The following is a 25925-nucleotide window of genomic DNA, read 5'->3' as shown; positions in this document are numbered from 1 at the left end:
TCAGCACAAGCAGCTATATTTTCAATAGTAGAGCACGCATGCCCTTTCTGCCTTTGTCCCAGTCTTTGCGCCGCCTGTGGGCGCTGGACACGTTTCCGTACAGCCTGCGCATCTTCATCGCGTTGAGCACCACCATGGTGGTGGGCTGGGTGAACGACCAGATGGCGCTGGTGATGCCGGTGTTTCTGGGCACCATTGCCTGCGCGCTGGCCGAGACGGACGACAACTGGCGCGGGCGGCTGCGGGCGCTGCTGGTCACGCTGCTGTGCTTTGCGCTGGCGGCTTTTGCGGTGCAAACGCTGTTTCCGCACCCGGTGCTGTTCCCCATCAGCTTGGTGCTGGCCACGTTTTGCCTGACCATGCTGGGGGCCATCAGCCCGCGCTACCAGGCGATTGCCTACGGCACGCTGATCCTGTCGATCTACACCACCATTGGCATGGACCAGCGCAGCGGCTCGGGCCAGGCCCTGTGGCTGGAGCCTGCACTGCTGCTGGCCGGGGCGACGTGGTACGGGCTGCTGTCGGTGCTGTGGTGCGTGCTGTTCACCCACCAGCCGGTGCAGCAGAACCTGGCGGCGCTGTACCGGGTGCTGGGCAGCTACTTGACGCTGAAAGCCTCGCTGTTCGAGCCGGTGCGGGGCGTGGACCAGGAGGTCAAGCGCCTGGCCCTGGCGCAGCGCAACGGCGCGGTGGTGACGGCGCTGAACACCACCAAGGAAAGCATCCTGAACCGGCTGGAGGCCGTGCCCAGCCACCGCATGCAGTACTACCTGCGGCTGTATTTCATTGCCCAGGAGGTGCATGAGCGGGCCAGCTCGTCGCATTCGCCGTACAGCGAGCTGACCGAAACCTTTTTCCACAGCGATGTGCTGTTCCGCTGCCAGCGGCTGTTGAAGCTGCAAGGCCATGCCTGCGAGCGGCTGGCGCGGGCGATTTTGCTGCGCGTGGCGGTGATTCCCGACACGGTGAGCGCCCAGGCGCAGCAGGATTTACAAGATGCGCTGGCGCACCTGGAGGGCCTGCAGCAGCCGCTCACGCCACCGCACTGGCAGCGTCTGCTGGGCACCTTGACGGCGCTGGCCAAAAACCTGGGCACGCTGCAAACCCGGCTGACCAGTGCCAGCCTGCCCGCGCCGGAGGCGGAGGTGCAAGACCACGCCCTGCTGGACCGTTCACCCCAGTCGCTGCGCGACGCCTTCGACCGCGTGTGGCGCCAGCTCACCCCGGCCACACCGCTGTTTCGCCACGCGATACGGCTGAGCATTGCGCTGGCCGTGGGCTACGGGCTGCTGCACTGGCTGCATGCGCGCCAGGGCTACTGGATTTTGCTGACGACAATTTTTGTCTGCCAACAAAGCTTTGGCGCCACCCGCCGCCGCATGGTGCAGCGGGTGGTGGGCACCATGGCCGGGCTGGTGGTGGGCTGGGCGCTGTTCCGGCTGTTCCCCAGCCTGCTGGTACAGGCCATGTTTGCAGTGGCAGCGGGGGTGGTGTTCTTTGGCAACCGCACCCGGCACTACGCGCTGGCCACCGGCTCGATGACGCTCCTGGTGCTGCTGAGCTTCAACCAGATTGGCGACGGCTACGGCCTGATCGTGCCGCGCATGGTGGACACCGTGGTGGGCAGCCTGATCGCCGGGCTGGCGGTGTTCTTCATCCTGCCCGACTGGCAGGGCCGCCGCATGCACGAGGTGGCGGCCCGCACCCTGGCCACCTGCAATCTGTACCTGCGCCAGATCATGGCGCAGTACCAAAGCGGCCAGGGCGGCCCGCGCGACGACCTGGCCTACCGCACGGCCCGGCGCAATGCGCACAATGCGGACGCGGCCTTGTCCACCGCGCTGTCCAACCTGTTCCAGGAGCCCGGCTTTCTGCAGGGCCGCAGCGACAGCGGCTTGCGGTTTCTGCTGCTCTCGCACACCTTGCTGAACTACCTGTCGGGCCTGGGCGCGCACCGCGAAGCTTTGCAAAATGCCCCGGGCGATGCGCCTACCGCGCAGGCCGCCGCCCTGGTGGGCAAGGTGCTGGACGAGCTGGCCACCAGCCTGGCCCGCAGCCAGCCCGTGCCGCCCGCCAACCCGGACGAAGAGGCGGTGCTGGAGGCCTTGTGCGCGGCCCCCACCGACGCCGCCCACCGGGTGGTGCAAAGCCAACTGGCGCTGATCGGCAATTTGCTGCCGCCGCTGCGGGTGCAGGCCGGGCGGCTGCTGGCGGTGGACACGGCGGGCTGAGGCTGCGCCCGGCAGCCCATACATTTTGTGCATAGATGGCCTTAAAGCTGGCCTTGGACAGATGGTGGCGCGGGTTTTAAGCTTCGGCTTTCTGTCACACAAGGGATTTATTCCATGTCCAACCAAGCGCCTACCGTGCACGCCCTGCCCTCCTACCTCAACCCCGACCACATCGGCCCGTGGGGTATTTTTCTCCAGCAAGTGGACCGGGTCGAACCCTATCTGGGCAACCTGGCACGCTGGGTGGAAACCCTGAAGCGCCCCAAGCGCATTCTGGTGGTGGATGTGCCAATCCATCTGGACGACGGCTCGGTGGCCCACTTTGAAGGCTACCGCGTGCAGCACAACACCTCGCGCGGCCCGGGCAAGGGCGGCGTGCGTTTCCACCAGGACGTAACCCTGTCGGAAGTGATGGCGCTGTCGGCCTGGATGTCGATCAAGAACGCTGCCGTCAACGTGCCCTACGGCGGTGCCAAGGGCGGTATCCGTGTCGACCCCAAGACTCTGTCGCGTGGCGAACTGGAGCGCATGACGCGCCGCTACACCAGCGAGATCGGCATCATCATCGGCCCCAACAAGGACATTCCGGCGCCCGACGTGAACACCAACGAGCAGATCATGGCCTGGATGATGGACACCTATTCCATGAACCAGGGCTCCACCGCCACCGGCGTGGTGACCGGCAAGCCGGTGGATCTGGGTGGCTCGCTGGGCCGCCGTGAAGCCACCGGCCGTGGCGTGTTCACCGTGGGCATGGAAGCGGCCAAACACATCGGCCTGGACGTGTCCAAATCCCGCGTGGCGGTGCAGGGTTTTGGCAATGTGGGTGGCGTGGCGGGCAAGCTGTTTGCGGAAGCCGGTGCCCGCGTGGTGGCCGTGCAGGACCACAGCGGCACCATCTACTGCGAGGCCGGTTTCAACGTGCCCGCCCTGCTGCAGCACGTGAAAGATACCGGCGGTGTGGGCGGCTTTGCCGGTGGCGAGGTGATGGCCAAGGATGCGTTCTGGGACTTGCCTTGCGACATCCTGATCCCTGCCGCGCTGGAGCAGCAAATCACCAAAGACAACGCCGGGCGCATCACCGCGCGCATGGTGATCGAGGGCGCTAACGGCCCCACCACCCCCGAGGCCGACGACATCCTGCAAGAACGCAACATCCTGGTGCTGCCCGACGTGATCGCCAATGCCGGCGGCGTGACGGTGAGCTACTTTGAGTGGGTGCAGGACTTTTCGAGCTTCTTCTGGGACGAAGACGAAATCAACGCCCGCCTGGTCCGCATCATGAAGGAAGCTTTCAACGCCGTGTGGCTGGTAGCCCAGGACAACAAGGTGAGCCTGCGCACCGCCACCTTCATCGTGGCCTGCAAGCGGATTCTGCATACCCGCGAACTGCGCGGTCTGTACCCCTGATCCGAGCCGCCGCAGTGGACCGGCGCAGGCTGGTCTGCTGCTAAGTTGAAAAGGCCTGAAAACGCTGAATTAGCCGTTTTCAGGCCTTTTTTTGGTGACTAAATCGGCCGCCTGCGCTTATTCAATCAGCGTGAGGTGCTATCTTTATTTTTTCAATAACGATAGCACGGTCATCCACCCGCTTGCGGCTACTGCAGCGGCCTTTTCAGCGCCGCCGGAATCACCAAAGGCAACACCTCAATACCCTCGTCCAGCAAGGCTTCGGTTTCTTCCGCGGTCGCCTCGCCCCGGATGTTGCGTTCCTTGCGCTCGCCATAGTGGATCTTGCGGGCCTCTTCGGCAAACTGGCTGCCCACGTCTTCGGTGTTGGCAATGACGTGGCGGACCATCTTCATCCAGGCAGCCTGGGCTTCGGGCGATGGCGTAGGAGCCGCCACAGCGCTGCTGGGCTCGGCTACCGGTGCGGCATCGGTCTTGGCGGGGACCTGCACGGCCCCCAGGTTCAGGCGCGGGGCGCTGAGCTTCTTGACAATGTCGCTGCTGCCGCACAGCGGACATTCAACCAAACCGCGGGCGAGTTGGCTCTGGAAATCATCCTCTGACCCAAACCAGCCTTCAAAGCTGTGCTGGTGGGCGCATTGGAGGTCCAGGACTTTCATATTGGCTAGGCTACTACAGACGCGGTAGGTTGCCAATCCAGCGACCAGGCGCCCGAGGCCAGGTTTTGCAACCACAGCGCCGCCGTGAGGGTTTTGCTGTCGGTCACCTGGCCGTCGCGGCACCAGTCCAGCAGCTCGGGCAGGGTGGCGGTAAACACATCCAGAAATTCGCCTGCGTCCAGATGGCGTTCACCCAGCGTCAGGCCGCGGGCAAACCAGATGTCGATAAATTCGGTGGAGTAGGCAATGACCGGGTGCAACATACCGGCACGTGCCCATTCGGTGGCGGAATAGCCGGTTTCTTCAAGCAATTCACGCTGGGCACAGGTGAAGGTGGATTCGCCCGCATCCAGCTTGCCCGCCGGAAACTCGACCATGACGCGTTGCAGCGGGTAGCGGTATTGGCGCTCCAGCACCAGGCGACCGTCGTCCAGCATCGGCACCACCATCACCGCACCAGGGTGCTTCACATACTCGCGCGTGGCGCTGCGCCCGTCGGGCAAGCGCACCGTGTCGCGAAAGGCGTGCAAAAAGCTCCCCTGGAGCAGCTCTTCGCTGCCGGTTGTGTGCTCAACAAGGTGCTGGTCGGGGATAGGCATGGAAGACATTCGGGAGCGCCGACAGTGTGGCTGAAAGCCGTTCAGCAGGGGTTAAACGCGATGCTTGAGCAGGTAGCGGGCAATAAAGCCAGGGAACGCTAAAGTGATGAACAGGGTGCCGGTGATGGCGTAAAACTCCCAGCCCTGTGGGGCGATCTGGCCGCCGTGGTTTTCCAGCAGCAAACCCAGGCCACCCACCGCAAAGTAGTACACCACCAGCTCGCCCAGCCGCATGGCCAGCGACTTGGGCCGGGCCAGCTTGACCACGAGAAACAGGCGGCGGCTCAGAAATGGCAGATTGGCGGCACACACGGCCGCCAAGAGCACCAGCCAAACGGACACAGTCTGGGTCACCTGGACCACCCCGCCCTGCCCGCACCCATCAGGTGCCCAGCGTCAGCACAATGGCCCGTGCGCACAGAGTCATCAGGCCGCCGGGGACGATGCCCAAAATCAGCACCAGCGCGCCGTTGACCGACAACACGGCCCGCACGTCCAGGGGTGCAGAAACCGTGGTGGCAGTGATAGGTGCATCGAAGTACATGACCTTGACCACGCGCAGATAGTAGAAAGCGCCGATCAACGACATCACCACCGCGAACACCGCCAACGCGATGTATCCGGTGTAACCCGAGGCGATCAAGGCCTGCAGCACCGACAGCTTGGCGTAGAAGCCGACCATGGGCGGGATACCAGCCATGGAAAACAGGCAGATGGCCATGACGGCGGCATACAAGGGGCTGCGTTCGTTCAGGCCGGCCAGATCGGAGATTTCTTCGCTCTCAAAGCCTTCACGGGCCAGCAGAAGGATCACACCGAAACCGGCCAGGGTGGTCAGCACGTAGGTGATGACGTAGAACATGGACGAGCTATAGGCATTGGCTGCCGACAAGGTGTTGCCGTTGACCACACCCGACAACAGGCCCAACAGCACAAAACCCATTTGCGAAATGGTGGAATAGGCCAGCATGCGCTTCAAATTGGTCTGGGCGATGGCTGCCAGGTTACCCAGCGCCAAGGAGCCTATCGACAAGACCACCAACATCTGCTGCCAGTCGATCGCCAGCGGGAGCATGCCCTCCACCAGCAGACGGATGCAGATGGCGAACGCCGCCAGCTTGGGCGCGCCACCAATCATCAGCGTCACGGCAGTGGGTGCGCCCTGGTACACGTCGGGAATCCACATGTGGAATGGCACCACGCCCAACTTGAACGCCAGACCCGCCACCACGAACACCAGACCAAATACCAGCACCTGGTGCTTGACCTGGCCGGAGGCGATGACCTTGAAGACCTGGCCGACTTCCAACGTGCCAGTGGCACCGTACATCATCGACAAGCCGTAGAGCAGGAAGCCCGAGGCCAGGGCACCCAGCACAAAGTACTTCATGGCGGCCTCGCTGGCGGTGGCGTTGTCGCGGCGCAGAGCCACCAGGGCATAGCTGGACAGGGTCAGCAGTTCCAGGCCCAGGTAAATGACGAGGAAGTTGTTACCGGAAATCATCACCGACATGCCCAAGAGCGCGAACATGCTCAGGGTGAACATTTCGCCGCCGTGCAGCATGCCGCGGTCGCCTGCGTATGGACGTCCGTACACCAGGGTAATCATCACCGCGATGGTGGCAAAGCACTTGAGCCAGTTGCCCATGGGGTCGCTGACCACCATGTTGCCAAAGCCATACAAGGTGGTGTTGCCAGTGGCATACAAACCCTGCAAAACAGCGACAACGCCCAGCGACAGCAAGGTCAAGGCATAGGTGGCAGTACGGCGTGGGCTTTTCACACCCAGGTCGACCAGCGCAATGATGCAGGCCATCGCCAGCAGCACGATTTCAGGGTAAACCGTGATCCAACTGATTGTGTCAATCATCTTTTCGTTCTCAATCCAGTGGGGTCAGTTGAGCTTGGAAACTGCAACGTGTTTGATCAAATCGGCCACCGAGGCGTCCATCACATCGGTGAAAGGCTTGGGGTACAGGCCCATGGCCAACACCGCAATCGCCAGCAAGAGCAGCATGAAGAACTCACGTCCGTTGATGTCCTTCAGCTCCTTCACATGGTCATTGGCAACCGGGCCCAGGTAGACGCGTTTAAACATCCACAGGGTGTAGGCGGCACCAAAAATCAGCGCAGTGGCCGCGGCAAAACCGACCCAGAAGTTGAACTTCACGGCACCCAGAATCACCATCCACTCGCCCACGAAGCCAGCCGTAGCGGGCAAACCGCAATTCGCCATGGCAAACAGCAAGGCAAAGGCCGCAAACTTGGGCATGGTGTTGACCACGCCACCATAACTGGCAATTTCACGGGAATGCATGCGGTCGTAGAGCACGCCGATCGACAAGAACATGGCGGCTGACACAAAGCCGTGGGCAATCATCTGCACGATGCCGCCGGAGATACCCAGCGGATTGAAGATGAAGAAACCCAGGGTCACGAAACCCATGTGCGCCACCGATGAATACGCCACCAGCTTTTTCATGTCTTCCTGCACCATGGCCACCAGGCCCACGTACACCACTGCGGTCAGGGACAGGCCGATCATCAGGCCAGACCACTCATGGGCCGCATCGGGCGCGATGGGCAGCGAGAAGCGCAGGAAACCGTAGGCCCCCAGCTTCAGCATGATGGCGGCCAGCACGGCAGAGCCACCGGTAGGCGCTTCCACGTGCACATCGGGCAACCATGTGTGCACCGGCCACATTGGCACCTTGACCGCAAACGCCGACAGGAAGGCGAAGAACAGGAAGGTCTGGGTGCGGCCATCCAAAGGCAGCTGGTGCCAGGTGGCAATGTCAAAGCTGCCGCCGGACTTCACGTACAGGAAAATCAGTGCGACCAGCATCAGCAAGGAACCCAACAGCGTGTACAGGAAGAACTTGAAGGCCGCGTAAATCTTGTTGGGACCGCCCCAGATACCGATGATCAGGTACATCGGGATCAGCGTGGCTTCGAAGAACACATAGAACAGGATGCCGTCCAACGCGCAAAACACACCAATCATCAACCCGCTGAGGATCAGGAAGGCCCCCATGTACTGGTTGACCTTGTGGGTAATGGCTTCCCAACCGGCAATGACCACGATGACATTGATAAATGCCGTCAGGATCACAAACCAGACCGAAATACCGTCCACGCCCAGGTGGTAGTTCACATTGAAGCGTTCGATCCAGCTGGAGTTCTCCACAAACTGCATCACGGAAGTGCCCAACTTGAAACCGCTGTACAGCGGCAACGTCACCAGGAAACTCACCACAGCACCGACCAGGGCGACCCAACGGACGGCCCCGGCCTGCTCATCACGGCCTAAGGCCAAAAGTACAACGCCAAAAAAGATAGGTATCCAGATGGCAAGGCTCAACAATCCCATTTTTCTTATTCCTCTACTGGTTGAGCCAAACGAAATACGTCATTAGCGCAAAAACACCCAAGATCATGGCAAACGCATAGTCGTAAATGAATCCGGTCTGGACCCAACGCACCACGCCCGAAATCCAACCCACGATCTTCCAGGAACCGTTCACCACGCCACCGTCAATGATGGTGCGGTCCCCAACCTGCCACAGGCCGGTGCCCAAGCCACGGGCACCGCGTGCCAGTACGTTCTCGTTGAACCAGTCCAGGTAGTACTTGTTCTCCAGCAGCGTGTAAATCGGCTGGCAGGCACGCTTGATGGCGGCGGGCAAGGCCGGGTTGACCATGTACATATAGTAGGACGTAGCCACACCAGCCACCGCCAGAATGAACGGCAGCGACGTCAACGCGTGTGCTGCCATGGCCCATGCGCCGTGGAACTCATGCGCCAGCTCTTCCATAGCCGCATGCTTCTCCAGGTCAATGAAGATCGCGCCCTTGAAGAAGTCGCCATAGAGCATGGGGTCGATGGTGAAGTAACCGAGCACCACAGAGGGAATCGCCAGCAATACCAAGGGCACCGTCACCACCCAGGGCGACTCGTGCGGCTTGCTTTCGCCGTGGCCGTGGTCACCGTGGTGGTCATCATGGCCGTGGTGCGCATCCGGGTTCTGGTCAAACCGCTCTTTGCCGTGGAACACCAGGAAATACATGCGGAAAGAGTAGAAAGCAGTCACGAACACACCGGCCAACACCGCAAAGCTGGCGAAACCGGCTCCAGGCAAATGGCTGGCCTGCACCGCTTCAATGATGCTGTCCTTGGAGTAAAAGCCCGAGAACAAAGGCGTTCCGATCAATGCCAGCGAGCCCAGCAAAGACGTGATCCAGGTAATGGGCATGTACTTGCGCAGACCACCCATCCAGCGGATGTCCTGGTTATGGTGGACACCCATGATGACCGAGCCCGCCGCCAGAAACAGCAGAGCCTTGAAGAACGCGTGGGTCATCAGATGGAACACGGCGACCGAATAGGCCGAGGCACCCAACGCCACAGTCATATAGCCCAACTGGGAGAGCGTGGAATACGCCACCACGCGTTTGATGTCGTTTTGGATGATGCCCAAAAAGCCCATGAACAGCGCCGTGATGGCCCCAATCACCATGACGAAATTCAACGCCGTCTCGCTCAGCTCAAACAGCGGCGACATGCGCGCCACCATGAAGATACCAGCGGTCACCATGGTGGCCGCGTGGATCAGCGCCGAGATGGGCGTAGGGCCTTCCATGGAGTCAGGCAGCCACACGTGCAGCGGGAACTGGGCCGACTTGCCCATGGCGCCGATGAACAGGCAGATGCAGATTACGGTCACCAGCAGCCAGTTCGTGCCGGGCAACAGCAACTGGGCCAACTCTTCCTTCTTTGCGAAGGCTTCGGTGTAGTTCAAGGTACCGGCATAGGCAGCAATCAAGCCAATGCCCAGAATGAAACCGAAGTCGCCGACCCGGTTGACCAGAAAGGCCTTCATGTTGGCAAAAATGGCGGTCGGACGGTTGAACCAGAAGCCGATCAGCAGGTACGACACCAAACCCACCGCTTCCCAACCGAAGAACAGCTGCAGCATGTTGTTGCTCATCACCAGCATCAACATCGAGAACGTAAACAGCGAGATGTAGGCGAAGAACCGGTTGTAGCCCGCGTCCTCTTCCATGTAGCCAATGGTGTAGATATGCACCATCAGGGACACAAAAGTCACCACGCACATCATCATGGCAGTCAGGCCGTCCACCATGAAACCGATCTCCATGCGAAGACCGCCCACATCCATCCAGGTGTAGAGCGTTTCGTTGAAGCGGGCACCGTCGTTGACCACGCTATTGAGCGTCATGGCCGACAACACGAAGGCAATGAATACACCCAAAATGGTCAGCGTGTGGCTGGCGCGTCGGCCAATGACATTGCCGCCAAATGCGGTACCCAAAACGCCGGCGATCAAAGCGCCCGCCAGAGGTGCCAGCGGAACCGCCAGCAAGGTAGAAGCTGCGAGGGTTTGACTCATTTTTTATTAACCCTTGAGCGTATTGAGTTCATCCACATTGATGCTGGATTTGTTACGGAACAGGAGCACCAGGATGGCCAGGCCAATCGCCGATTCGGCTGCAGCCACCGTCAGGATGAAGAAGACGAATATCTGCCCGCGCATGTCGTTCAGGTAGTACGAGAACGCCACAAAATTCATGTTCACGGCCAAAAGCATCAGCTCAATGGCCATCAACAAGACGATGAGATTCTTACGGTTCAAAAAGATACCGATCACCGACAAGGCGAACAAAATGGCCCCGAGTGAAAGAAAGTGTCCAAGCGTCAAGGTCATGCTTTTTTCTCCACAACCGCAGCCACCGGGGCAGCAGCGGCAGAAACTTCCACCGCAGGCTGGGTTACCTTCATTTTGATGATCTCCACGCGGTCCCGGGCCTTGACCCGCACCTGGTCCGAGGGGTTCGTGTGCTTGCTGTCCTTACGCTGGCGCAGCGTCAGGGCGATGGCGGCCACGATGGCCACCAACAGGATGACAGCGGCAATTTCCAGCGGGTACAAGTACTCGGTATAGAGAATCTTGCCCAGCTCCTTGGTGTTGGATACCTGGGCACCGATGTTGGCACCACCCGTCAGATTGCGCGTCTCTTCATTGGTACGGAACCCGCCCATCAAGACCATGGCCATTTCCAGTGCCAGCAAGACTCCACCACCGGCTGCGACGGGGAAATGCTTCCAGAAGCCCTGGCGCAGTGCATCGACATTGATATCCAACATCATCACCACGAACAGGAACAACACCATGACCGCGCCGACGTATACGAGCACCAAGGTAATGGCCAAAAACTCTGCTTTGAGCAGAATCCAGATAGCGGCTGCCTGGAAAAACGCAAGCACCAAATACAGCGCGGCGTACACAGGGTTGCGTGAAGTAATCACTCGGAACCCTGCGAACAGCAGCACTGTCGCAAAGAGATAAAAAAGGCCTGTCTTAACGTCCATGGAGCGGTTCTTATTGTGTGGAAACGAGGGCAGCAATCAGCAGCTGTGAACGAGGTCTAGCGGTACTTGGCATCGGCGGCACGGGCGGCTGCGATTTCTTTTTCATAGCGGTCCCCCACGGCCAACAGCATGTCCTTGGTGAAGTACAAATCACCACGCTTTTCACCGTGGTATTCCAGTACGTGGGTTTCCACGATGGAATCGACCGGGCAGCTTTCTTCACAAAAGCCGCAAAAAATGCACTTGGTCAGGTCGATGTCGTACCGGCTGGTACGGCGCGAACCATCGGCCCGCACATCCGACTCGATGGTAATCGCCATGGCGGGGCACACCGCCTCGCAAAGCTTGCATGCGATGCAGCGCTCTTCACCGTTTTCATAGCGGCGCAAAGCATGCAGGCCGCGAAAGCGGGGCGACAGCGGTGTCTTTTCCTCCGGAAACTGCACCGTAATCTTGCGCCGGAACGCATGTTTGCCGGTCAGCGCCAAGCCCTTGAACAGCTCTGCCAACATGAAGCTGGAGAGAAAGTCCTTGAGCGAAAAGGCAGGGGTAGCCGTTGTGGACATACGTGACTCGCTTTACTTCCAGATATTGAACGGGGTCTGCATCCAGCCACCCACCACGACCAGCCACACCAAGGTGACAGGGATAAAAATCTTCCAGCCCAGACGCATGATCTGGTCGTAACGGAAACGTGGAAAGCTGGCACGGACCCACAGGAACATGGTCACGACCGCAAAGGTCTTGAGACCGAGCCAAATCCAGCCTGGAATCCAATTGAACAGCACGCTATCGATAGGTGACAACCAGCCGCCCAGGAACATCAGCACCGTCATGATCGACACGAGCCACATATTGGCGTATTCGGCCAGAAAGAACATGGCAAAGCTCATGCCGGAGTACTCGACCATGTGGCCTGCCACAATCTCCGACTCACCTTCCACCACGTCGAACGGGTGGCGGTTGGTTTCGGCCAAACCAGAGATGAAATAGACCAAAAAGACCGGCAACAAAGGCAACCAGTTCCAGGACAGGAAAGTCAACCCTTTTTCAGCAAACATGCCCTTGGCCTGTCCCATGACGATGTCGGTCAGGTTCAGGCTGGCGGAGACCATCAGCACGATTACCAGGCAAAAGCCCATGGCAATTTCGTAGCTCACCATCTGCGCTGAAGCCCGCAGTGCGCCCAGGAAGGCGTATTTGGAGTTGGAAGCCCAGCCGGCGATGATCACACCGTAGACTTCCATGGAGGTGATCGCCATCAGGAAAAGGAGACCCGCGTTGATATTCGAGAGTGCGATTTCAGGGCCGAAAGGAATCACCGCCCACGCCGCCAGGGCGGGCATGATGGTCATGATCGGACCCAGGAAGAAGAGTCCTTTATTCGCCACCGTCGGAAGAATGATTTCCTTGGTCAGCAGCTTCAAAGCATCGGCAATGGGTTGCAACAAACCCATGGGTCCTACACGGTTGGGGCCGATCCGAATCTGGGTCCAACCGATAGCTTTACGCTCCCACAATGTGAGGTAGGCCACACAGCCCATCAACGGCAACAGCACCAGTACGATCTTGATCAGATTCCAGATGACAGGCCAAGCACCACCGGACCACCAGCTGGCACCAACCAGTCCTTGGCCAAAAGCGAAGATTCCATCAATCATGCTGCCACCTCCTGTGCGGCATGGGCTTGTCGCGCATCTGCCGTCATCTGCAAAGCACTGGCACGGCGCACGATGCCATCCAACTGGTACAGGCTGGCAACCACTGGCACAGCCGAGGTACGCGCAGCCATATCAATTCCTGCGCGGGTCTTGTTGCTTAACCTGGATTCCAACACGTGTGTCGCCGTCTCCGACACATCGGCGCGCAACGTTGCCAACACATCTTGCGAGGATTCGAAGTCGAAGCCTGGCAAACCCAGCACATTGGCCAACACACGCAGCACTTTCCACGCGGGGCGGGTATCGCCCAAGGGCTTCACCACTGCATGGAAGCCTTGTACGCGCCCTTCGGCGTTGACAAAACTGCCAGAGGTTTCCGAGAACGGTGCAATGGGCAGCAGCACGTCACTGAACGCCATGTTGGACTTGAAGGGGCTCATGGTCACTACCATCTCGGCGCGGCCCAGTTGGTGCGCGGCGCCCGCCACCGAATCAAATTCAGGTTCGTTGTTCAGAAGCACAACGGCCTTGAGACCACCAGCCAACATCTGGCCCGCATCCATGCCACCTTGGCCTGGCAAGGCCTGCGCCAATTGGGCGCCAACGGTGTTGGCAGCCTCTGTCAGATAACCCACCGTGGCACCGGTTTGCTCCGCAATCCACTGGGCCAATGCCAAAAGGCTGGATGCCTGGGCGTGGTGTGCTGCCGCATTGCCCAACAGAATTGCCTTGCGCTCGCCACCCAACAGGGACTTGGCGATGGCTTTGGCGGTATCGCTGGCAGTACCAGAAACCGGTGCAGTGGATGCGTTGGCCTCGGCCACCGCCACAGCAACATCGGCCAAGGACTGCAGCCACTGGTCTGCAGGGCTCTGCACAAAATTTGCAACCGGCATGGCCCAGGCGTCTGCCTTGGCCAGCTCTACTATGGAATTGATAGCACTCACCGCGCAACCCTTGCGCGCTGCCTGCCGAATACGCTGCGCAAACAGAGGGTGGTCCTTGCGCAGGTTCGAACCCACCACCAGCACCCGCTGCAGTTGGCTCAAAGAGGCTATGGACGCACCCAGGTAACGGATACCTTCGGGCTGCACAAATTCCGCATTGCGCAGACGGTAGTCGATGTTCTCACTGCCCAGGCCGCGCACCAAGGCTGCGGCAAGCACCAACTCTTCGAGCGTACTGTGGGGACTGACCAAGGCACCAATGCTGGCCGCACCGTGCTGGGTTTTGATCTGCTTCAGACCATTGGCGATGTATTCGAGCGCAGTCTGCCAATCAACCGATTTCCACTCGCCACCCTGCTTGAGCATAGGGCTGGTGAGGCGCTCAGGGCTGTTCAGTGCTTCGTAGGAAAAACGATCGCGGTCGGCAATCCAGCATTCGTTAACCGCTTCATTTTCAAGCGGCACGACGCGCATGACCTTGTTGTTCTTGACCTGGACGACCAGATTCGCCCCGGTGGAATCGTGCGGACTGACCGACTTGCGGCGCGACAACTCCCAGGTACGGGCGCTGTAACGGAAAGGTTTGCTGGTCAACGCACCAACGGGGCAAATGTCGATCATGTTGCCCGAGAGTTCGGAATCGATGGTCTCACCCAATACTGTGGTGATTTCAGAATGCTCGCCGCGGTGGATCATGCCGAGTTCCATCACTCCGGCTACTTCCTGGCCAAAACGTACGCAGCGCGTGCAGTGGATGCAGCGGCTCATTTCTTCCATGGATACGAGCGGGCCGACATCCTTGTGGAAAACCACACGCTTCTCTTCTTCGTAGCGCGAAGACGAACCACCGTAGCCGACGGCCAAATCCTGTAACTGGCATTCGCCGCCCTGGTCACAAATTGGACAATCCAGGGGATGGTTGATGAGCAGAAACTCCATCACCGACTGCTGGGCCTTGATGGCCTTTTCGCTCTTGGTGCGAACAATCATGCCCTGCGTGACGGGCGTCGCGCATGCAGGCATGGGCTTGGGCGCCTTTTCCACATCCACCAGGCACATACGGCAGTTCGCCGCAATGCTGAGCTTCTTGTGGTAACAAAAATGGGGAATATAGGTTCCCGCCTTTTCAGCCGCATGCATGATCATGCTGCCTTCAAGAATGTCTACCTTCTTACCGTCGAGTTCGATTTCTACCATGTGCTCTTACCTCAATCAGGCGTGCGCCGCAGCCTGGGGTTTTTTGTTCTGGATCAACGCCTCGAATTCAGGGCGGAAATGCTTGATCATGGCGCGCACCGGCATGGCCGCTGCGTCACCCAGCGCGCAAATAGTGCGGCCTTGTATATTGTCTGCAACCGAGTTGAGCAAATCCAAGTCGGTTGCGCGACCCTCACCACGCCAGATACGGTCGATCACCCGCCACATCCAGCCCGTACCTTCACGGCAAGGCGTGCACTGGCCACAGGATTCGTGCGAATAAAAGTAGGACAGGCGCAACAGACTTTCGACCATGTTGCGCGAATCATCCATCACAATGACGGCGCCCGAACCCAGCATGGAGCCCGCCTTTGCGATCGAGTCGTAGTCCATGGTGCATTGCATCATGGTGTCTGCAGGCAACACCGGTGCCGACGACCCACCGGGAATCACCGCCTTGAGGGTGCGTCCGGTGCGCACACCACCCGCCAATTCGAGCAACTTGGAGAACGGCGTGCCCATCGGAATCTCATAGTTACCGGGACGCTCCACGTCTCCGCTGACTGAGTAGATCTTGGTGCCACCGTTATTGGGCTTGCCGCATTCCAGATATGCCAGCCCACCGTTGCGGATGATCCAAGGCACAGCCGCGAAGGTTTCCGTGTTGTTGATGGTCGTGGGCTTGCCATACAGGCCAAAGCTAGCGGGAAATGGTGGCTTGAAGCGCGGTTGGCCTTTCTTGCCTTCCAACGACTCCAGCAAAGCCGTTTCTTCACCGCAAATGTAGGCCCCAAAACCGTGGGACGCATGCAGTTGGAAAGAGTAGGTGCTGCCCAGAATGTTGTTGCCCAACAAACCGGCGGCACGGGCTTCCTCAAGGGCTTCTTCGAAGCGCTCGTAGGTGCCGAAAATTTCACCATGGATGTAGTTGTACCCCACCGAAATACCCATGGCATACGCCGCGATCGCCATACCTTCGATCACGATATGCGGGTTGTACTGCATGATGTCGCGGTCTTTGCAGGTACCTGGTTCGCCTTCGTCCGAATTACAGACGAGGTACTTTTGACCAGGAAACTGGCGTGGCATGAAGCTCCACTTCAAGCCAGTCGGAAAGCCAGCGCCACCACGTCCGCGCAGCGCAGACTCCTTGACGGTCGCAATGACCTGGTCCTGGGTGAGGCCCTCGCCTCCGTCTTTGCCCAATATCTTGCGCAAGGCCTGGTAGCCACCGCGGGCTTCATAGTCCTTGAGGTGCCAGTTGGTGCCGTCCAGATCCGCCATGATTTGCGGGTTGATATGGCGGCCATGGAAACTGGTTTGCACACCAGTTGCTTTGAATTGGGAGAGTATCTGTTCAGCCGACATCACTTTGCCTCCGCAGATGGAGCGCCAGACGCACGCAATCCATCTACCAACTGGTCCAATTTATCATTGCTCATAAAACTGCACATGGTGCGGTCGTTGACCAACATCACCGGGGAGTCCGCGCAAGCGCCCAGGCACTCGCTTTGTTGCAGAGTGAACATGCCATCCGGCGTGGTCTCGTTCATCGAAATTCCCAGCTTGTGCTCAAGATGCTTCAAAGCATTGGCACCGTCGCGCAACTGGCAAGGCAGATTGGTACAGACGTTCAGCTTGAAGCGCCCTACCGGCGCCTGGTTGTACATGTTGTAGAAGGTCGTCACTTCATGCACTGCGATCGGTGGCATGCCCAGGTATTCCGCAACGATGTTTTCGCTTTCGGCACTCACATAGCCCAATTCTTGCTGGACGATGGAGAGGCAGGCCATGACGGCGGATTGCTTTTGGTCAGAAGGGAACTTGGCCACTTCGCGGGCAAAACGGGCTTTGGTGGATTCAGAAATCATGCTCACATTACCTGTCAATTTCGCCAAACACGATATCCATCGTGCCGATCACCGCCACGGCATCCGCAATCATGTGGCCACGCGACAGTTCGTCCATGGCAGCCAGATGCGCAAAGCCCGGAGCCCGGATTTTCAGGCGGTAAGGCTTGTTGGCACCATCACTGACGAGGTAGATACCGAACTCGCCCTTGGGATGTTCTACGGCCGCATACGCCTCGCCCAACGGCACATGAAAACCTTCCGTGAAGAGCTTGAAATGGTGGATCAACTCCTCCATGTTCGCCTTCATCGACTCACGCGTAGGGGCCGCAACCTTGTGGTTATCGGTGATGACCGGACCGGGATTCACGCGCAGCCAATCTACGCATTGCTGGATGATGCGGTTGGATTCCCGCATCTCCTGCACACGCACCAGATAGCGGTCATAGCAATCGCCAGTTTTACCAACCGGAATGTCAAAGTCCATCTTGTCGTAGGCGTCATAGGGTTGCTTCTTGCGCAAGTCCCATGCAATACCGGAGCCACGCAACATCGGCCCCGTGAAACCCAGATTGAGCGCTCGCTCGGGTGTCACCACGGCAATACCCACCGTGCGCTGCTTCCAGATACGGTTTTCGGTCAACAGGGTTTCGTATTCGTCCACGCACTTGGGGAAGCGCTTGGCGAAGTCATCGATGAAATCCAGCAGGCTACCTTGGCGGTTTTCATTCAACTGCGCCATGGCCTTGGCGTTCTTGATGCGGCTGGCCTTGTACTGGGGCATGGTGTCGGGCAAGTCCCGGTACACGCCACCAGGACGGAAATAGGCCGCATGCATGCGCGCGCCGCTCACCGCTTCGTACATGTCAAACAGATCTTCGCGTTCGCGGAAGCAATAGATCAGCACATTCATGGCACCGCAATCCAGCCCGTGCGCGCCCAACCACAGCAAGTGGTTCAGCAGCCGGGTGATTTCGGCAAACATGACGCGGATGTACTGGGCGCGTATGGGAACGTCGAGTCCCATCATCTTTTCGATGGCGAGGCAATAGGCCTGTTCGTTGGCCATCATGGACACATAGTCCAGCCGGTCCATGTAAGGCAACGATTGGATGAAGGTCTTGGTTTCGGCTAGTTTTTCGGTGGCACGGTGCAGCAAGCCAATGTGCGGATCGGCACGTTGGATCACCTCACCGTCTAGTTCAAGCACCAGACGCAAAACACCGTGTGCAGCCGGGTGCTGCGGCCCAAAATTGAGCGTGTAATTTTTGATTTCAGCCATGACACATCCTGCGCTTAGTGCAGACCCCCGTAATTGTCTTCCCGGATGATGCGGGGCGTGATTTCGCGCGGTTCAATCGACACAGGCTGGTAAATGACACGTTTTTGTTCCGGGTCGTAGCGCATTTCGACGTGGCCCGATGTCGGGAAGTCCTTGCGAAACGGATGCCCGATGAAACCGTAGTCCGTCAGAATTCGGCGCAGATCATTGTGGCCTTCGAAGATGATGCCAAACAGGTCAAATGCTTCACGCTCAAACCAGTTGGCGGAATTCCAGACGCCGTTGATAGAGTCCACCACCGGAAAATCATCGTCAGGGCATAGCACCTTGAGACGCAGGCGCTGGTTCAGGCTGACAGACAATAACTGCAGAACCACACCATACCGCGGACCTTCGTAGGCACCGTCCTGGAACGACGAATAATCCATACCGCACAGGTCGATCAATTGCTCGAACTTGCAGCCAGGTGCATCGCGCAACAACGTTGCCACCGACAGATAGTCCGCAGCCCGCACCACCACCTCGACCTCACCCAGAGCCACGCGCACCTGGCTCGCCTGGGCACCCAGCACCTGCACCAGACTATCTTTCAACGCCTCGGGCTGAACAGCAAATACGGTCATCTCAGACCCTCGCAATCGTGTTGGTCCGACGGATCTTCTGCTGCAACTGGATCACTCCATAAAGCAACGCTTCGGCCGTGGGAGGACAGCCCGGCACATACACATCCACAGGCACAATACGGTCGCAACCGCGCACCACGGAATAGCTGTAGTGGTAGTAACCACCCCCATTGGCGCACGAACCCATGGACAGAACCCAACGCGGCTCCGGCATCTGGTCATACACCTTGCGCAAGGCAGGCGCCATCTTGTTGCACAGCGTGCCCGCCACAATCATCAAATCGCTCTGGCGCGGGCTGGGACGGAACAACATGCCAAAACGGTCGATGTCGTAGCGCGCTGCGCCCGCATGCATCATTTCCACCGCACAGCACGCCAAGCCGAACGTCATCGGCCACAAGGAACCTGTTTTCGCCCAGTTCACCACCGAGTCGTAAGACGTGGTGACAAACCCTTCTTTCATGACACCTTCAATCATTGTGCTACTCCCAGTCAAGGGCCCCTTTTTTCCACTCGTAGACAAAGCCTACAACGAGAATTCCCAGAAAGAGAATGACAGCCCAGAAACCCACAACACCCACCTCCTTGAGCGCAACAGCCCAAGGAAAAAGGAATGCAATTTCCAGGTCAAACAATATAAAAAGAATAGCTACAAGGTAGTAGCGCACGTCAAATTTCATGCGTGCATCTTCGAATGCTTCAAAGCCACATTCGTAAGGGGAGTTCTTGGCCGCATCGGGCCGGTTGGGGCCGAATATATGGCCGAGCACCTGGGGTGCTACGCCGACACCAATGCCGACTAAGATGAACAAAAGGACTGGGAGGTACTGATCTAAGTTCATCTTGGGGTTCTGATCACCGCTTGTGACCCACCGAACACCGGTTCGGCGGGTCTTTTTGTTGGTGCCGTCGGCGAGACTCGAACTCGCACAGCTTTCGCCACTACCCCCTCAAGATAGCGTGTCTACCAATTTCACCACGACGGCGGTTTTTTCTGTACAGATGGCATGAGGAACCTTGCGGTTTGTGGCTTTCTGCACAGCTATGAATTTTACTCGATTACCCTGTCGTTCTTGGGGCGAGCGAGAAATTCAACCCATATTATTTAGTCGGAATTTGCCCCGCGCCGGAAGCAGCGACCGCGGGTGCAGCAGGCGCGGAAGCAGGTGTCGAGCCCGGAATCTGCCCTGCCGCGCCAGAAGCGGGCACCTCGGGTGCCGTCACAGCCGCACGCTCCAACACGCTGCCGGAGCTGACGGTGCGCGCGCTGTTGAAATACGCCAAAGCCAACGTACAGGCAAAAAACACCGCAGCCAAAATGCCGGTGGTGCGCGACAGGAAATTGGCGCTGCCACTGGCACCAAACAAGCTACCGGAACTGCCGCTGCCAAACGCCGCGCCCATATCAGCACCCTTGCCATGCTGGACCAGGATCAGGCCAATCATGCCGATCGCGGCCAACATCTGGACTGCCAGCAAAAGGGTCAACAAATAATTCATCTCAATACTCCAAAATCAAACTCAAAAATATGAAACCGGTGCTTCTGCCTTACTGGGCTGCCGACACAATCGCCAAAAAGTCTACGGCCTTGAGCGACGCCCCGCCAACCAATCCGCCATCAATATCGGTCTGGGCCAGTAGTTGCGCGGCATTGCCTGCGTTCATGCTGCCGCCGTACAAGATCTGGATACGATCGGCATGGCTGGTAGCCGCTTGCAATTGGGCACGCAACAATGCATGTACCTGCTGCGCCTGCTCGGGCGTCGCGGTCAAGCCCGTGCCAATCGCCCACACCGGCTCGTAAGCCAGCACAATTTCACTGATGCAATGGCCATTGGTATGCACTACCGCTGCGAGTTGGCGCTTGACCACTTCTTCGGTTTTGCCTGCTTCACGCTCTGCCAGGGTTTCGCCCACACACACAATGGGCGTAATTCCGGCGGCCAGGGCGCTCTGGGTTTTCAGGGCCACCACAGCATCGGTTTCACCATGGTATTGCCGACGCTCCGAGTGACCAACGATGGCATAGCGCACGCCAAACTCCTTCAGCATGGCCGGGGATACCTCACCGGTGAATGCCCCCACCGCGTGTTGCGAAACGTCTTGCGCTCCCAAATCAATAGCACCAGAAGCCAGCAGTACCTGCGCTTGCGCCCAATAAGGAGCAGGGACGCAAACGGCCACGCCACATGCCGACTGGCCCATACCCGCCAACAGTGCCTGCAGCAAAGCCTGGTTTGCAGCCAGGCTGCCGTTCATCTTCCAATTACCAACAATCAGTTTTTTCTTCATAGCATCACCACGTCAAAACGATTTTTCCAATGTTTGATCCCGACTCCATCAGAGCATGCGCCTGGGCCGCTCCGCCCTCTTCTGCAGCAAATATCTGGTAGACCACCGGCTTGATACGCGCATCGGCCAGCATGGGCCACACCTGTTGCCGCAAAGCTTGCGCAATGGCCGCTTTGAATGCCACCGAACGGACCCGCAAGGTTGACCCTGTGATCGTCAGGCGCTTGCGCATGACCAAACCGGCGTGGATCTCGCTTTTGACGCCACCCTGCACGGCAATGATGACCAGACGGCCATCTTCTGCCAGGCACTGGACTTCGCGGGCCACGTAGCTGCCAGCCACCATGTCAAGCACTACGTCCACACCCCTACCTTGGGTCATGCGCAGCACTTCTTCCACGAAGTCGTGGGTCTTGTAGTTGATGGCGTAGTCCGCCCCCAGGGCCAGACAGGCCGCGCATTTTGCATCGCTGCCCGCCGTTACCAGCACCGTGGCACCCATGGCCTTGGCCAGCTGGATGGCCGTGATGCCAATGCCGCTGGAACCCCCTTGCACCAACAGAGTCTCGCCCTGCTGCAGACGGGCCCGGTCAAACACGTTGCTCCACACCGTGAAGAAGGTTTCAGGCAGGGATGCCGCCTCGATATCGCTCAGACCTTGCGGCACGGGCAGGCACTGTGCCACCGGGGCCACGCACATTTGCGCATACCCACCACCAGCCACCAACGCACAAACGCGGTCACCGATCTGCAAACCGTTCCGAGCCATCGCATCGGCATCACCCGACACCACCACGCCCGCCACTTCCAGACCGGGAATATCCGAAGCGCCCGCAGGCACGGGGTAGTTGCCGGTCCGCTGGAGTACGTCAGGCCGGTTTACACCACTGGCGGACACGCGAATCAGTAACTCACCTGCGCCCGGCACGGGCGCAGGACGCTCTGCAATGCGCAGTACATCCGGCGCGCCGTACGCGGTGATTTCGATGGCTTTCATAGGAGGGCTGTGTTCCATGCGCGCGGCTGTGTTGCCACAGCCGCAAACAGTGGATTTAGCGCTGGGCTTCCGGGTTGTACGCCGGGCGGTCCATCAATGCCTTCATGGACAGCTTGATACGGCCCTTTTCATCCGTTTCCATGACCTTGACCTTGACTATCTGGCCTTCGGACAGATAGTCGGTGACCTTTTCCACACGTTCGTGGGCAATCTGGCTGATATGCAGCAAACCGTCTTTGCCGGGCAGCAGATTGACCAGTGCACCGAAGTCCAGAATCTTGGTGATCGGGCCTTCGTAGACCTTGCCAATTTCAACTTCTGCGGTGATCTGTTCAATGCGGCGCTTGGCTTCTTCGGCCTTGGCAGGATCGCTCGATGCGATGGTGATGGTGCCGTCTTCTTCGATGTTGATCTGCGTGCCGGTTTCTTCGGTCAGTGCACGGATGACCGCACCGCCCTTGCCGATCACATCACGGATCTTGTCCGGATTGATCTTCATGGTGAACAGGCGAGGCGCGAATGTAGACACTTCGGTCTTGGCTTCGGACATGGCTTCCATCATCTTGTCGAGGATGTGCAAGCGGGCTTCTTTGGCCTGGGCCAGTGCAACCTGCATGATTTCCTTGGTGATGCCCTGGATTTTGATGTCCATTTGCAGCGCGGTGATACCGTTGGTGGTACCGGCCACCTTGAAGTCCATGTCACCCAGGTGGTCTTCGTCACCCAGAATGTCGGTCAGCACGGCGAAGCGGTTGCCGTCCTTGATCAGGCCCATGGCGATGCCGGCCACATGGGCTTTCATCGGCACGCCCGCATCCATCAGCGACAGGCAGCCGCCGCAGACCGAAGCCATCGACGAGGAGCCATTCGATTCGGTGATTTCCGACACCACACGCATGGTGTAGGGGAAGTCTTCCTTGCTGGGCAAAACAGCGACCAATGCGCGCTTGGCCAGACGGCCGTGGCCGATTTCGCGGCGCTTGGGCGTACCCACGCGACCGGTTTCGCCCGTGGCGAACGGAGGCATGTTGTAGTGCAGCATGAAGCGGTCTTCGTACTCGCCAGCCAGTGCATCGATACGCTGGGCATCGCGCTCGGTGCCCAGGGTGGTGACCACCAAAGCCTGGGTCTCGCCGCGGGTGAACAGAGCCGAGCCATGGGTACGGGGCAGCACGCCGTTGCGGATTTCGATGGCGCGCACGGTGCGGGTGTCGCGGCCGTCGATACGAGGCTCGCCCGCCAGAATCTGGCTGCGCACGATTTTGGCTTCGATGTCGAACAACATGCCTTCAACCGCGACGGGGTCAAATTCCACGCCTTCGGCCTTCAGGCCCATCTTCACCCAGGTGTAGGCTTCGCGGGTGGCATGGGTACGCGCTTGCTTGTTGCGGTTCTGGTAGGCGGCAGCCAGCTTTTCTTCGGCCAATGCCACCACTTTGGCGATCAGCACTTCATCCTTCGCAGGTGCAGTCCAGTCCCACACCGGCTTGCCAGCGTCACGCACCAGTTCATGGATGGCGTTGATGGCAATTACGCCCTGCTCGTGGCCGAACATGACACCGCCAAGCATGATTTCTTCTGACAGTTGCTGGGCTTCCGATTCCACCATCAGCACGGCGGTTTCGGTACCGGCCACCACCAGGTCCATGATGGAATCCTTGCGGGCGGTCTGGCCAGGGTTCAGCACGTATTCACCGTTGATGTAACCCACGCGGGCTGCACCAATGGGGCCGCTGAACGGGATGCCGCTGACCGACAAAGCGGCGCTGGTGGCGATCAGGGCGGCGATGTCGGCATCGACTTCAGGGTTCAGCGACAGGGTGTGGATGACCACATGCACTTCGTTGAAGAAACCTTCGGGGAACAACGGACGGATCGGACGGTCGATCAGGCGGCTGGTCAGGGTTTCAAATTCGCTGGGACGGCCTTCGCGCTTGAAAAAGCTACCGGGGATCTTGCCCGCAGCGTAGGTCTTTTCCAGGTAATCGACGGTCAGCGGGAAAAAGTCTTGGCCGGGCTTGCCGACGGTCTTGGCCACTACGGTGGCCAGCACCACGGTGCCGTCCATGTCCAGCAGCACGGCGCCGGTAGATTGGCGGGCCATTTCGCCGGTTTCCATGGTGACTGTATTGGCACCCCATTGGAAGGTCTTGCTTACTTTATTGAACATAGTCATATTGGGTCTCCTGGGAGGTTTTGCAGTCCTGTACACCACGGGGAATTCACCACGGTGGGACTGGCGAGGGACAAAGAGGGTTCGGCCATACGATGCCATTCCATAAACCGCCACTGGAGCGATTTATGGAATGACACAGCGCGTACGGGGTAAATCGCCTCTCTACGAAAAAACAAACAAAAACGCCTGAGCTAGTGAACTAACTCAGGCGCTTGTGCATTGGAAACCGGGATTACTTACGCAGGCCGAGTTTCACGATCAGAGCGGCATAACGCTCGTGGTCCTTGGAGTTCAGGTAATCCAACAGCTTGCGGCGACGGCTCACCATGCGCAGCAGGCCGCGGCGACCGTGGTGGTCTTTGGCGTGCAGCTTGAAGTGGGGGGTGAGTTCGTTGATACGGGCGGTCAGCAGTGCAACTTGCACTTCTGGGCTGCCGGTGTCGGTGGCGCTGCGCGCGTTGGCCTTGACGACTTCGGCCTTGATAGAGGATGCGATCATGTATTTATCCGATTAGAGTGACTTGCGTTGATAGATGGAATTTCAGTCAACGTGCGCTTGTGCGGTATGCAAAGCCTTGAAATTATAGCCCGGAATGGCAAAGGGCTCAGAGTTGGCGCGTACTGAAGGTGTCGCAGGACTTCACCACACCCGTCTGGTAACCGGTATTGAACCAGCGCTGGCGCTGGGCGCTGGTGCCGTGGGTGAAGCTGTCGGGCACCACTTCGCCGCCGCTGGCACGCTGCAACGCGTCGTCGCCAATCTTGGCAGCGGCGTTCATGGCCGACTCGATATCGCCGTTTTCCAGAATCTTGCGGGCATCTTGCGCGTGGTGGGCCCACAGGCCGGCAAAACAGTCGGCCTGCAACTCCAGTCGCACGCTCAGGGCGTTGGACTGGGCCTTGCTGGCGCGGCTGCGCATGGCATCCACCTTCTCGCTGATGCCCATCAGGTTTTGCACGTGGTGGCCGACCTCGTGGGCAATCACGTAGGCCTCGGCAAACTCGCCGGGCGCACCCAACTGGTTTTTCAGCGTGTCGTAAAACCCGAGGTCGATGTAGACCTTCTGGTCGCCAGGGCAGTAAAACGGCCCCATGGCTGCCTGCCCCTGGCCGCATGCCGTACGGGTGGCACCGCGGAACAGCACCAGGTTCGGGTCCTTGTAGGTTCCGCCCGCCTTGGCAAACACGTCGGTCCAGACATCTTCGGTATCGGCCAGCACGGTCGACACGAACTTGGCCAACTGGTCGCCCTTAGGCGGCGCATGCGCAGGCGCCTGCTGCTGCACCTGGGGCGCACTGCCGCCACTCATCAGGCTGATGATGGTGAGGGGATTGATGCCAAATATCCAGCTTCCCAACAAAGCCACCACGATGGTGCCGATGCCGATGCTGCGCCCGCCCAACATGCCGCCGCCGGAGCCGCCCTCTCCGCCATCCCGCCGGTCTTCCACGTTGCTGGATTCGCGATTGCCTTCCCATTTCATAGCCATACTCCCAGTAATCTAGACCGGCATGGTACAGCGCGGCACATGTACACAAAATGTCACATTTGCCTGGGCGGTCGGTGTACGATTCTCAGAGCCTGAGACCCGCATGTTGTATGCGCGCA

Annotated in this window: 25 protein-coding genes and 1 tRNA gene; 2 read left to right on the top strand and 24 right to left on the bottom strand. The window is 59.1% G+C overall.

The features are described 5' to 3' along the window. Positions 1-38: 38 nt before the first annotated feature. A complete protein-coding gene (gene yccS, locus AB3G31_RS08660) occupies positions 39-2231 on the top strand; it encodes a YccS family putative transporter (protein WP_367849785.1) in 2193 nt (730 codons plus the stop codon). Positions 2232-2345: 114 nt separating this feature from the next. After that, on the top strand, positions 2346-3641 hold the full coding sequence (locus AB3G31_RS08655; protein WP_367849784.1) for a Glu/Leu/Phe/Val dehydrogenase: 1296 nt from the start codon (positions 2346-2348) through the stop codon (positions 3639-3641). A 188-nt stretch (positions 3642-3829) separates the two neighbouring features. On the opposite strand, the gene AB3G31_RS08650 is transcribed toward AB3G31_RS08655, so the two are convergent. The 24 genes from AB3G31_RS08650 to AB3G31_RS08535 all read right to left on the bottom strand — a co-directional run bounded on the left by AB3G31_RS08650 (position 3830) and on the right by AB3G31_RS08535 (position 25800). Continuing rightward, positions 3830-4300, bottom strand: coding sequence for a DUF1178 family protein (locus tag AB3G31_RS08650; protein WP_367849783.1), 471 nt, complete (start codon positions 4298-4300; stop codon positions 3830-3832). Between the two features lie 5 nt (positions 4301-4305). Continuing rightward, the gene (locus AB3G31_RS08645; RefSeq protein WP_367849782.1) at positions 4306-4908 is read right to left on the bottom strand and encodes an NUDIX domain-containing protein; all 603 of its coding nucleotides are present in this window, start codon (positions 4906-4908) and stop codon (positions 4306-4308) included. Positions 4909-4950: 42 nt separating this feature from the next. Beyond that, a complete protein-coding gene (locus tag AB3G31_RS08640) occupies positions 4951-5253 on the bottom strand; it encodes a DUF2818 family protein (RefSeq protein WP_367849781.1) in 303 nt (100 codons plus the stop codon). Positions 5254-5281: 28 nt separating this feature from the next. Then, entirely contained in the window at positions 5282-6769 is a 1488-nt protein-coding gene (gene nuoN / locus AB3G31_RS08635) for an NADH-quinone oxidoreductase subunit NuoN (RefSeq protein ID WP_367849780.1), read from the bottom strand. Positions 6770-6793: 24 nt separating this feature from the next. Further along, complete coding sequence (locus tag AB3G31_RS08630) at positions 6794-8269, bottom strand: NADH-quinone oxidoreductase subunit M (RefSeq protein WP_367849779.1); 1476 nt, start codon at positions 8267-8269, stop codon at positions 6794-6796. Between the two features lie 13 nt (positions 8270-8282). Further along, a complete protein-coding gene (gene nuoL, locus AB3G31_RS08625; protein WP_367849778.1) occupies positions 8283-10310 on the bottom strand; it encodes an NADH-quinone oxidoreductase subunit L in 2028 nt (675 codons plus the stop codon). A 6-nt stretch (positions 10311-10316) separates the two neighbouring features. Beyond that, complete coding sequence (gene nuoK / locus AB3G31_RS08620) at positions 10317-10625, bottom strand: NADH-quinone oxidoreductase subunit NuoK (RefSeq protein ID WP_315185702.1); 309 nt, start codon at positions 10623-10625, stop codon at positions 10317-10319. After that, on the bottom strand, positions 10622-11290 hold the full coding sequence (locus AB3G31_RS08615) for an NADH-quinone oxidoreductase subunit J (RefSeq protein WP_367849777.1): 669 nt from the start codon (positions 11288-11290) through the stop codon (positions 10622-10624). The genes nuoK and AB3G31_RS08615 overlap by 4 nt, the downstream gene beginning before the upstream one ends. Before the next feature lie 56 nt (positions 11291-11346). Then, positions 11347-11856 (bottom strand): NADH-quinone oxidoreductase subunit NuoI, encoded by a 510-nt coding sequence (gene nuoI, locus AB3G31_RS08610; RefSeq protein ID WP_367849776.1) that lies wholly within the window; start codon positions 11854-11856, stop codon positions 11347-11349. 12 nt (positions 11857-11868) lie between these two features. After that, on the bottom strand, positions 11869-12951 hold the full coding sequence (gene nuoH / locus AB3G31_RS08605) for an NADH-quinone oxidoreductase subunit NuoH (RefSeq protein WP_367849775.1): 1083 nt from the start codon (positions 12949-12951) through the stop codon (positions 11869-11871). Further along, positions 12948-15095 (bottom strand): NADH-quinone oxidoreductase subunit NuoG, encoded by a 2148-nt coding sequence (gene nuoG, locus AB3G31_RS08600; protein WP_367849774.1) that lies wholly within the window; start codon positions 15093-15095, stop codon positions 12948-12950. Before nuoG ends, nuoH begins: the two co-directional genes overlap by 4 nt. Before the next feature lie 15 nt (positions 15096-15110). Continuing rightward, positions 15111-16466, bottom strand: coding sequence for an NADH-quinone oxidoreductase subunit NuoF (gene nuoF / locus AB3G31_RS08595; protein ID WP_367849773.1), 1356 nt, complete (start codon positions 16464-16466; stop codon positions 15111-15113). After that, positions 16463-16966: an NADH-quinone oxidoreductase subunit NuoE gene (gene nuoE, locus AB3G31_RS08590; RefSeq protein WP_367849772.1), complete on the bottom strand. Its 504-nt coding sequence runs from the start codon at positions 16964-16966 to the stop codon at positions 16463-16465. The genes nuoF and nuoE overlap by 4 nt, the downstream gene beginning before the upstream one ends. 7 nt (positions 16967-16973) lie before the next feature. Further along, entirely contained in the window at positions 16974-18227 is a 1254-nt protein-coding gene (locus AB3G31_RS08585; protein ID WP_367849771.1) for an NADH-quinone oxidoreductase subunit D, read from the bottom strand. A 14-nt stretch (positions 18228-18241) separates the two neighbouring features. Continuing rightward, positions 18242-18850 (bottom strand): NADH-quinone oxidoreductase subunit C, encoded by a 609-nt coding sequence (locus AB3G31_RS08580; RefSeq protein ID WP_367849770.1) that lies wholly within the window; start codon positions 18848-18850, stop codon positions 18242-18244. A gap of 1 nt (position 18851) precedes the next feature. After that, positions 18852-19328 carry an NADH-quinone oxidoreductase subunit B family protein gene (locus tag AB3G31_RS08575; RefSeq protein ID WP_315203928.1) on the bottom strand — a complete coding sequence of 159 codons (477 nt, stop codon included), beginning with the start codon at positions 19326-19328 and terminating at the stop codon, positions 18852-18854. A 4-nt stretch (positions 19329-19332) separates the two neighbouring features. Further along, positions 19333-19692, bottom strand: coding sequence for an NADH-quinone oxidoreductase subunit A (locus tag AB3G31_RS08570; RefSeq protein WP_348027905.1), 360 nt, complete (start codon positions 19690-19692; stop codon positions 19333-19335). 59 nt (positions 19693-19751) lie between these two features. Then, positions 19752-19836: transfer RNA gene (locus AB3G31_RS08565), tRNA-Leu, on the bottom strand. Between the two features lie 115 nt (positions 19837-19951). Continuing rightward, positions 19952-20350 carry a preprotein translocase subunit SecG gene (secG, locus tag AB3G31_RS08560; RefSeq protein WP_367849769.1) on the bottom strand — a complete coding sequence of 133 codons (399 nt, stop codon included), beginning with the start codon at positions 20348-20350 and terminating at the stop codon, positions 19952-19954. A gap of 49 nt (positions 20351-20399) precedes the next feature. Further along, the gene (gene tpiA / locus AB3G31_RS08555; RefSeq protein WP_367849768.1) at positions 20400-21143 is read right to left on the bottom strand and encodes a triose-phosphate isomerase; all 744 of its coding nucleotides are present in this window, start codon (positions 21141-21143) and stop codon (positions 20400-20402) included. A gap of 4 nt (positions 21144-21147) precedes the next feature. Further along, on the bottom strand, positions 21148-22140 hold the full coding sequence (locus tag AB3G31_RS08550; protein WP_367849767.1) for an NAD(P)H-quinone oxidoreductase: 993 nt from the start codon (positions 22138-22140) through the stop codon (positions 21148-21150). A 55-nt stretch (positions 22141-22195) separates the two neighbouring features. Further along, positions 22196-24316, bottom strand: a complete 2121-nt coding sequence (gene pnp / locus AB3G31_RS08545) for a polyribonucleotide nucleotidyltransferase (RefSeq protein ID WP_367849766.1) — start codon at positions 24314-24316, stop codon at positions 22196-22198. A gap of 232 nt (positions 24317-24548) precedes the next feature. Then, the gene (gene rpsO, locus AB3G31_RS08540) at positions 24549-24815 is read right to left on the bottom strand and encodes a 30S ribosomal protein S15 (RefSeq protein WP_315185675.1); all 267 of its coding nucleotides are present in this window, start codon (positions 24813-24815) and stop codon (positions 24549-24551) included. Positions 24816-24921: 106 nt separating this feature from the next. Continuing rightward, positions 24922-25800 carry a neutral zinc metallopeptidase gene (locus AB3G31_RS08535; RefSeq protein WP_367849765.1) on the bottom strand — a complete coding sequence of 293 codons (879 nt, stop codon included), beginning with the start codon at positions 25798-25800 and terminating at the stop codon, positions 24922-24924. Between the last annotated feature and the right edge of the window lie 125 nt (positions 25801-25925).

Origin of the sequence: Rhodoferax sp. WC2427 (genome assembly GCF_040822085.1) — a bacterium.
GTDB lineage: Bacteria > Pseudomonadota > Gammaproteobacteria > Burkholderiales > Burkholderiaceae_C > Rhodoferax_B.
Note: the sequence above shows the minus strand (reverse complement) of the source record. Positions and strands in the feature narration are given on the sequence as shown.

Bases quoted from the DNA above. Each gene is read 5' to 3' on its own strand.
- yccS (WP_367849785.1), top strand. From the start codon at position 39: ATGCCCTTTCTGCCTTTGTCCCAGTCTTTGCGCCGCCTGTGGGCGCTG.
- AB3G31_RS08655 (WP_367849784.1), top strand. From the start codon at position 2,346: ATGTCCAACCAAGCGCCTACCGTGCACGCCCTGCCCTCCTACCTCAAC.
- AB3G31_RS08650 (WP_367849783.1), bottom strand. From the start codon at position 4,300: ATGAAAGTCCTGGACCTCCAATGCGCCCACCAGCACAGCTTTGAAGGC.
- AB3G31_RS08645 (WP_367849782.1), bottom strand. From the start codon at position 4,908: ATGTCTTCCATGCCTATCCCCGACCAGCACCTTGTTGAGCACACAACC.
- nuoN (WP_367849780.1), bottom strand. From the start codon at position 6,769: ATGATTGACACAATCAGTTGGATCACGGTTTACCCTGAAATCGTGCTG.
- AB3G31_RS08630 (WP_367849779.1), bottom strand. From the start codon at position 8,269: ATGGGATTGTTGAGCCTTGCCATCTGGATACCTATCTTTTTTGGCGTT.
- nuoL (WP_367849778.1), bottom strand. From the start codon at position 10,310: ATGAGTCAAACCCTCGCAGCTTCTACCTTGCTGGCGGTTCCGCTGGCA.
- nuoK (WP_315185702.1), bottom strand. From the start codon at position 10,625: ATGACCTTGACGCTTGGACACTTTCTTTCACTCGGGGCCATTTTGTTC.
- AB3G31_RS08615 (WP_367849777.1), bottom strand. From the start codon at position 11,290: ATGGACGTTAAGACAGGCCTTTTTTATCTCTTTGCGACAGTGCTGCTG.
- nuoI (WP_367849776.1), bottom strand. From the start codon at position 11,856: ATGTCCACAACGGCTACCCCTGCCTTTTCGCTCAAGGACTTTCTCTCC.
- nuoH (WP_367849775.1), bottom strand. From the start codon at position 12,951: ATGATTGATGGAATCTTCGCTTTTGGCCAAGGACTGGTTGGTGCCAGC.
- nuoG (WP_367849774.1), bottom strand. From the start codon at position 15,095: ATGGTAGAAATCGAACTCGACGGTAAGAAGGTAGACATTCTTGAAGGC.
- nuoE (WP_367849772.1), bottom strand. From the start codon at position 16,966: ATGATTTCTGAATCCACCAAAGCCCGTTTTGCCCGCGAAGTGGCCAAG.
- AB3G31_RS08585 (WP_367849771.1), bottom strand. From the start codon at position 18,227: ATGGCTGAAATCAAAAATTACACGCTCAATTTTGGGCCGCAGCACCCG.
- AB3G31_RS08580 (WP_367849770.1), bottom strand. From the start codon at position 18,850: ATGACCGTATTTGCTGTTCAGCCCGAGGCGTTGAAAGATAGTCTGGTG.
- AB3G31_RS08575 (WP_315203928.1), bottom strand. From the start codon at position 19,328: ATGATTGAAGGTGTCATGAAAGAAGGGTTTGTCACCACGTCTTACGAC.
- AB3G31_RS08570 (WP_348027905.1), bottom strand. From the start codon at position 19,692: ATGAACTTAGATCAGTACCTCCCAGTCCTTTTGTTCATCTTAGTCGGC.
- secG (WP_367849769.1), bottom strand. From the start codon at position 20,350: ATGAATTATTTGTTGACCCTTTTGCTGGCAGTCCAGATGTTGGCCGCG.
- tpiA (WP_367849768.1), bottom strand. From the start codon at position 21,143: ATGAAGAAAAAACTGATTGTTGGTAATTGGAAGATGAACGGCAGCCTG.
- AB3G31_RS08550 (WP_367849767.1), bottom strand. From the start codon at position 22,140: ATGAAAGCCATCGAAATCACCGCGTACGGCGCGCCGGATGTACTGCGC.
- pnp (WP_367849766.1), bottom strand. From the start codon at position 24,316: ATGACTATGTTCAATAAAGTAAGCAAGACCTTCCAATGGGGTGCCAAT.
- rpsO (WP_315185675.1), bottom strand. From the start codon at position 24,815: ATGATCGCATCCTCTATCAAGGCCGAAGTCGTCAAGGCCAACGCGCGC.
- AB3G31_RS08535 (WP_367849765.1), bottom strand. From the start codon at position 25,800: ATGAAATGGGAAGGCAATCGCGAATCCAGCAACGTGGAAGACCGGCGG.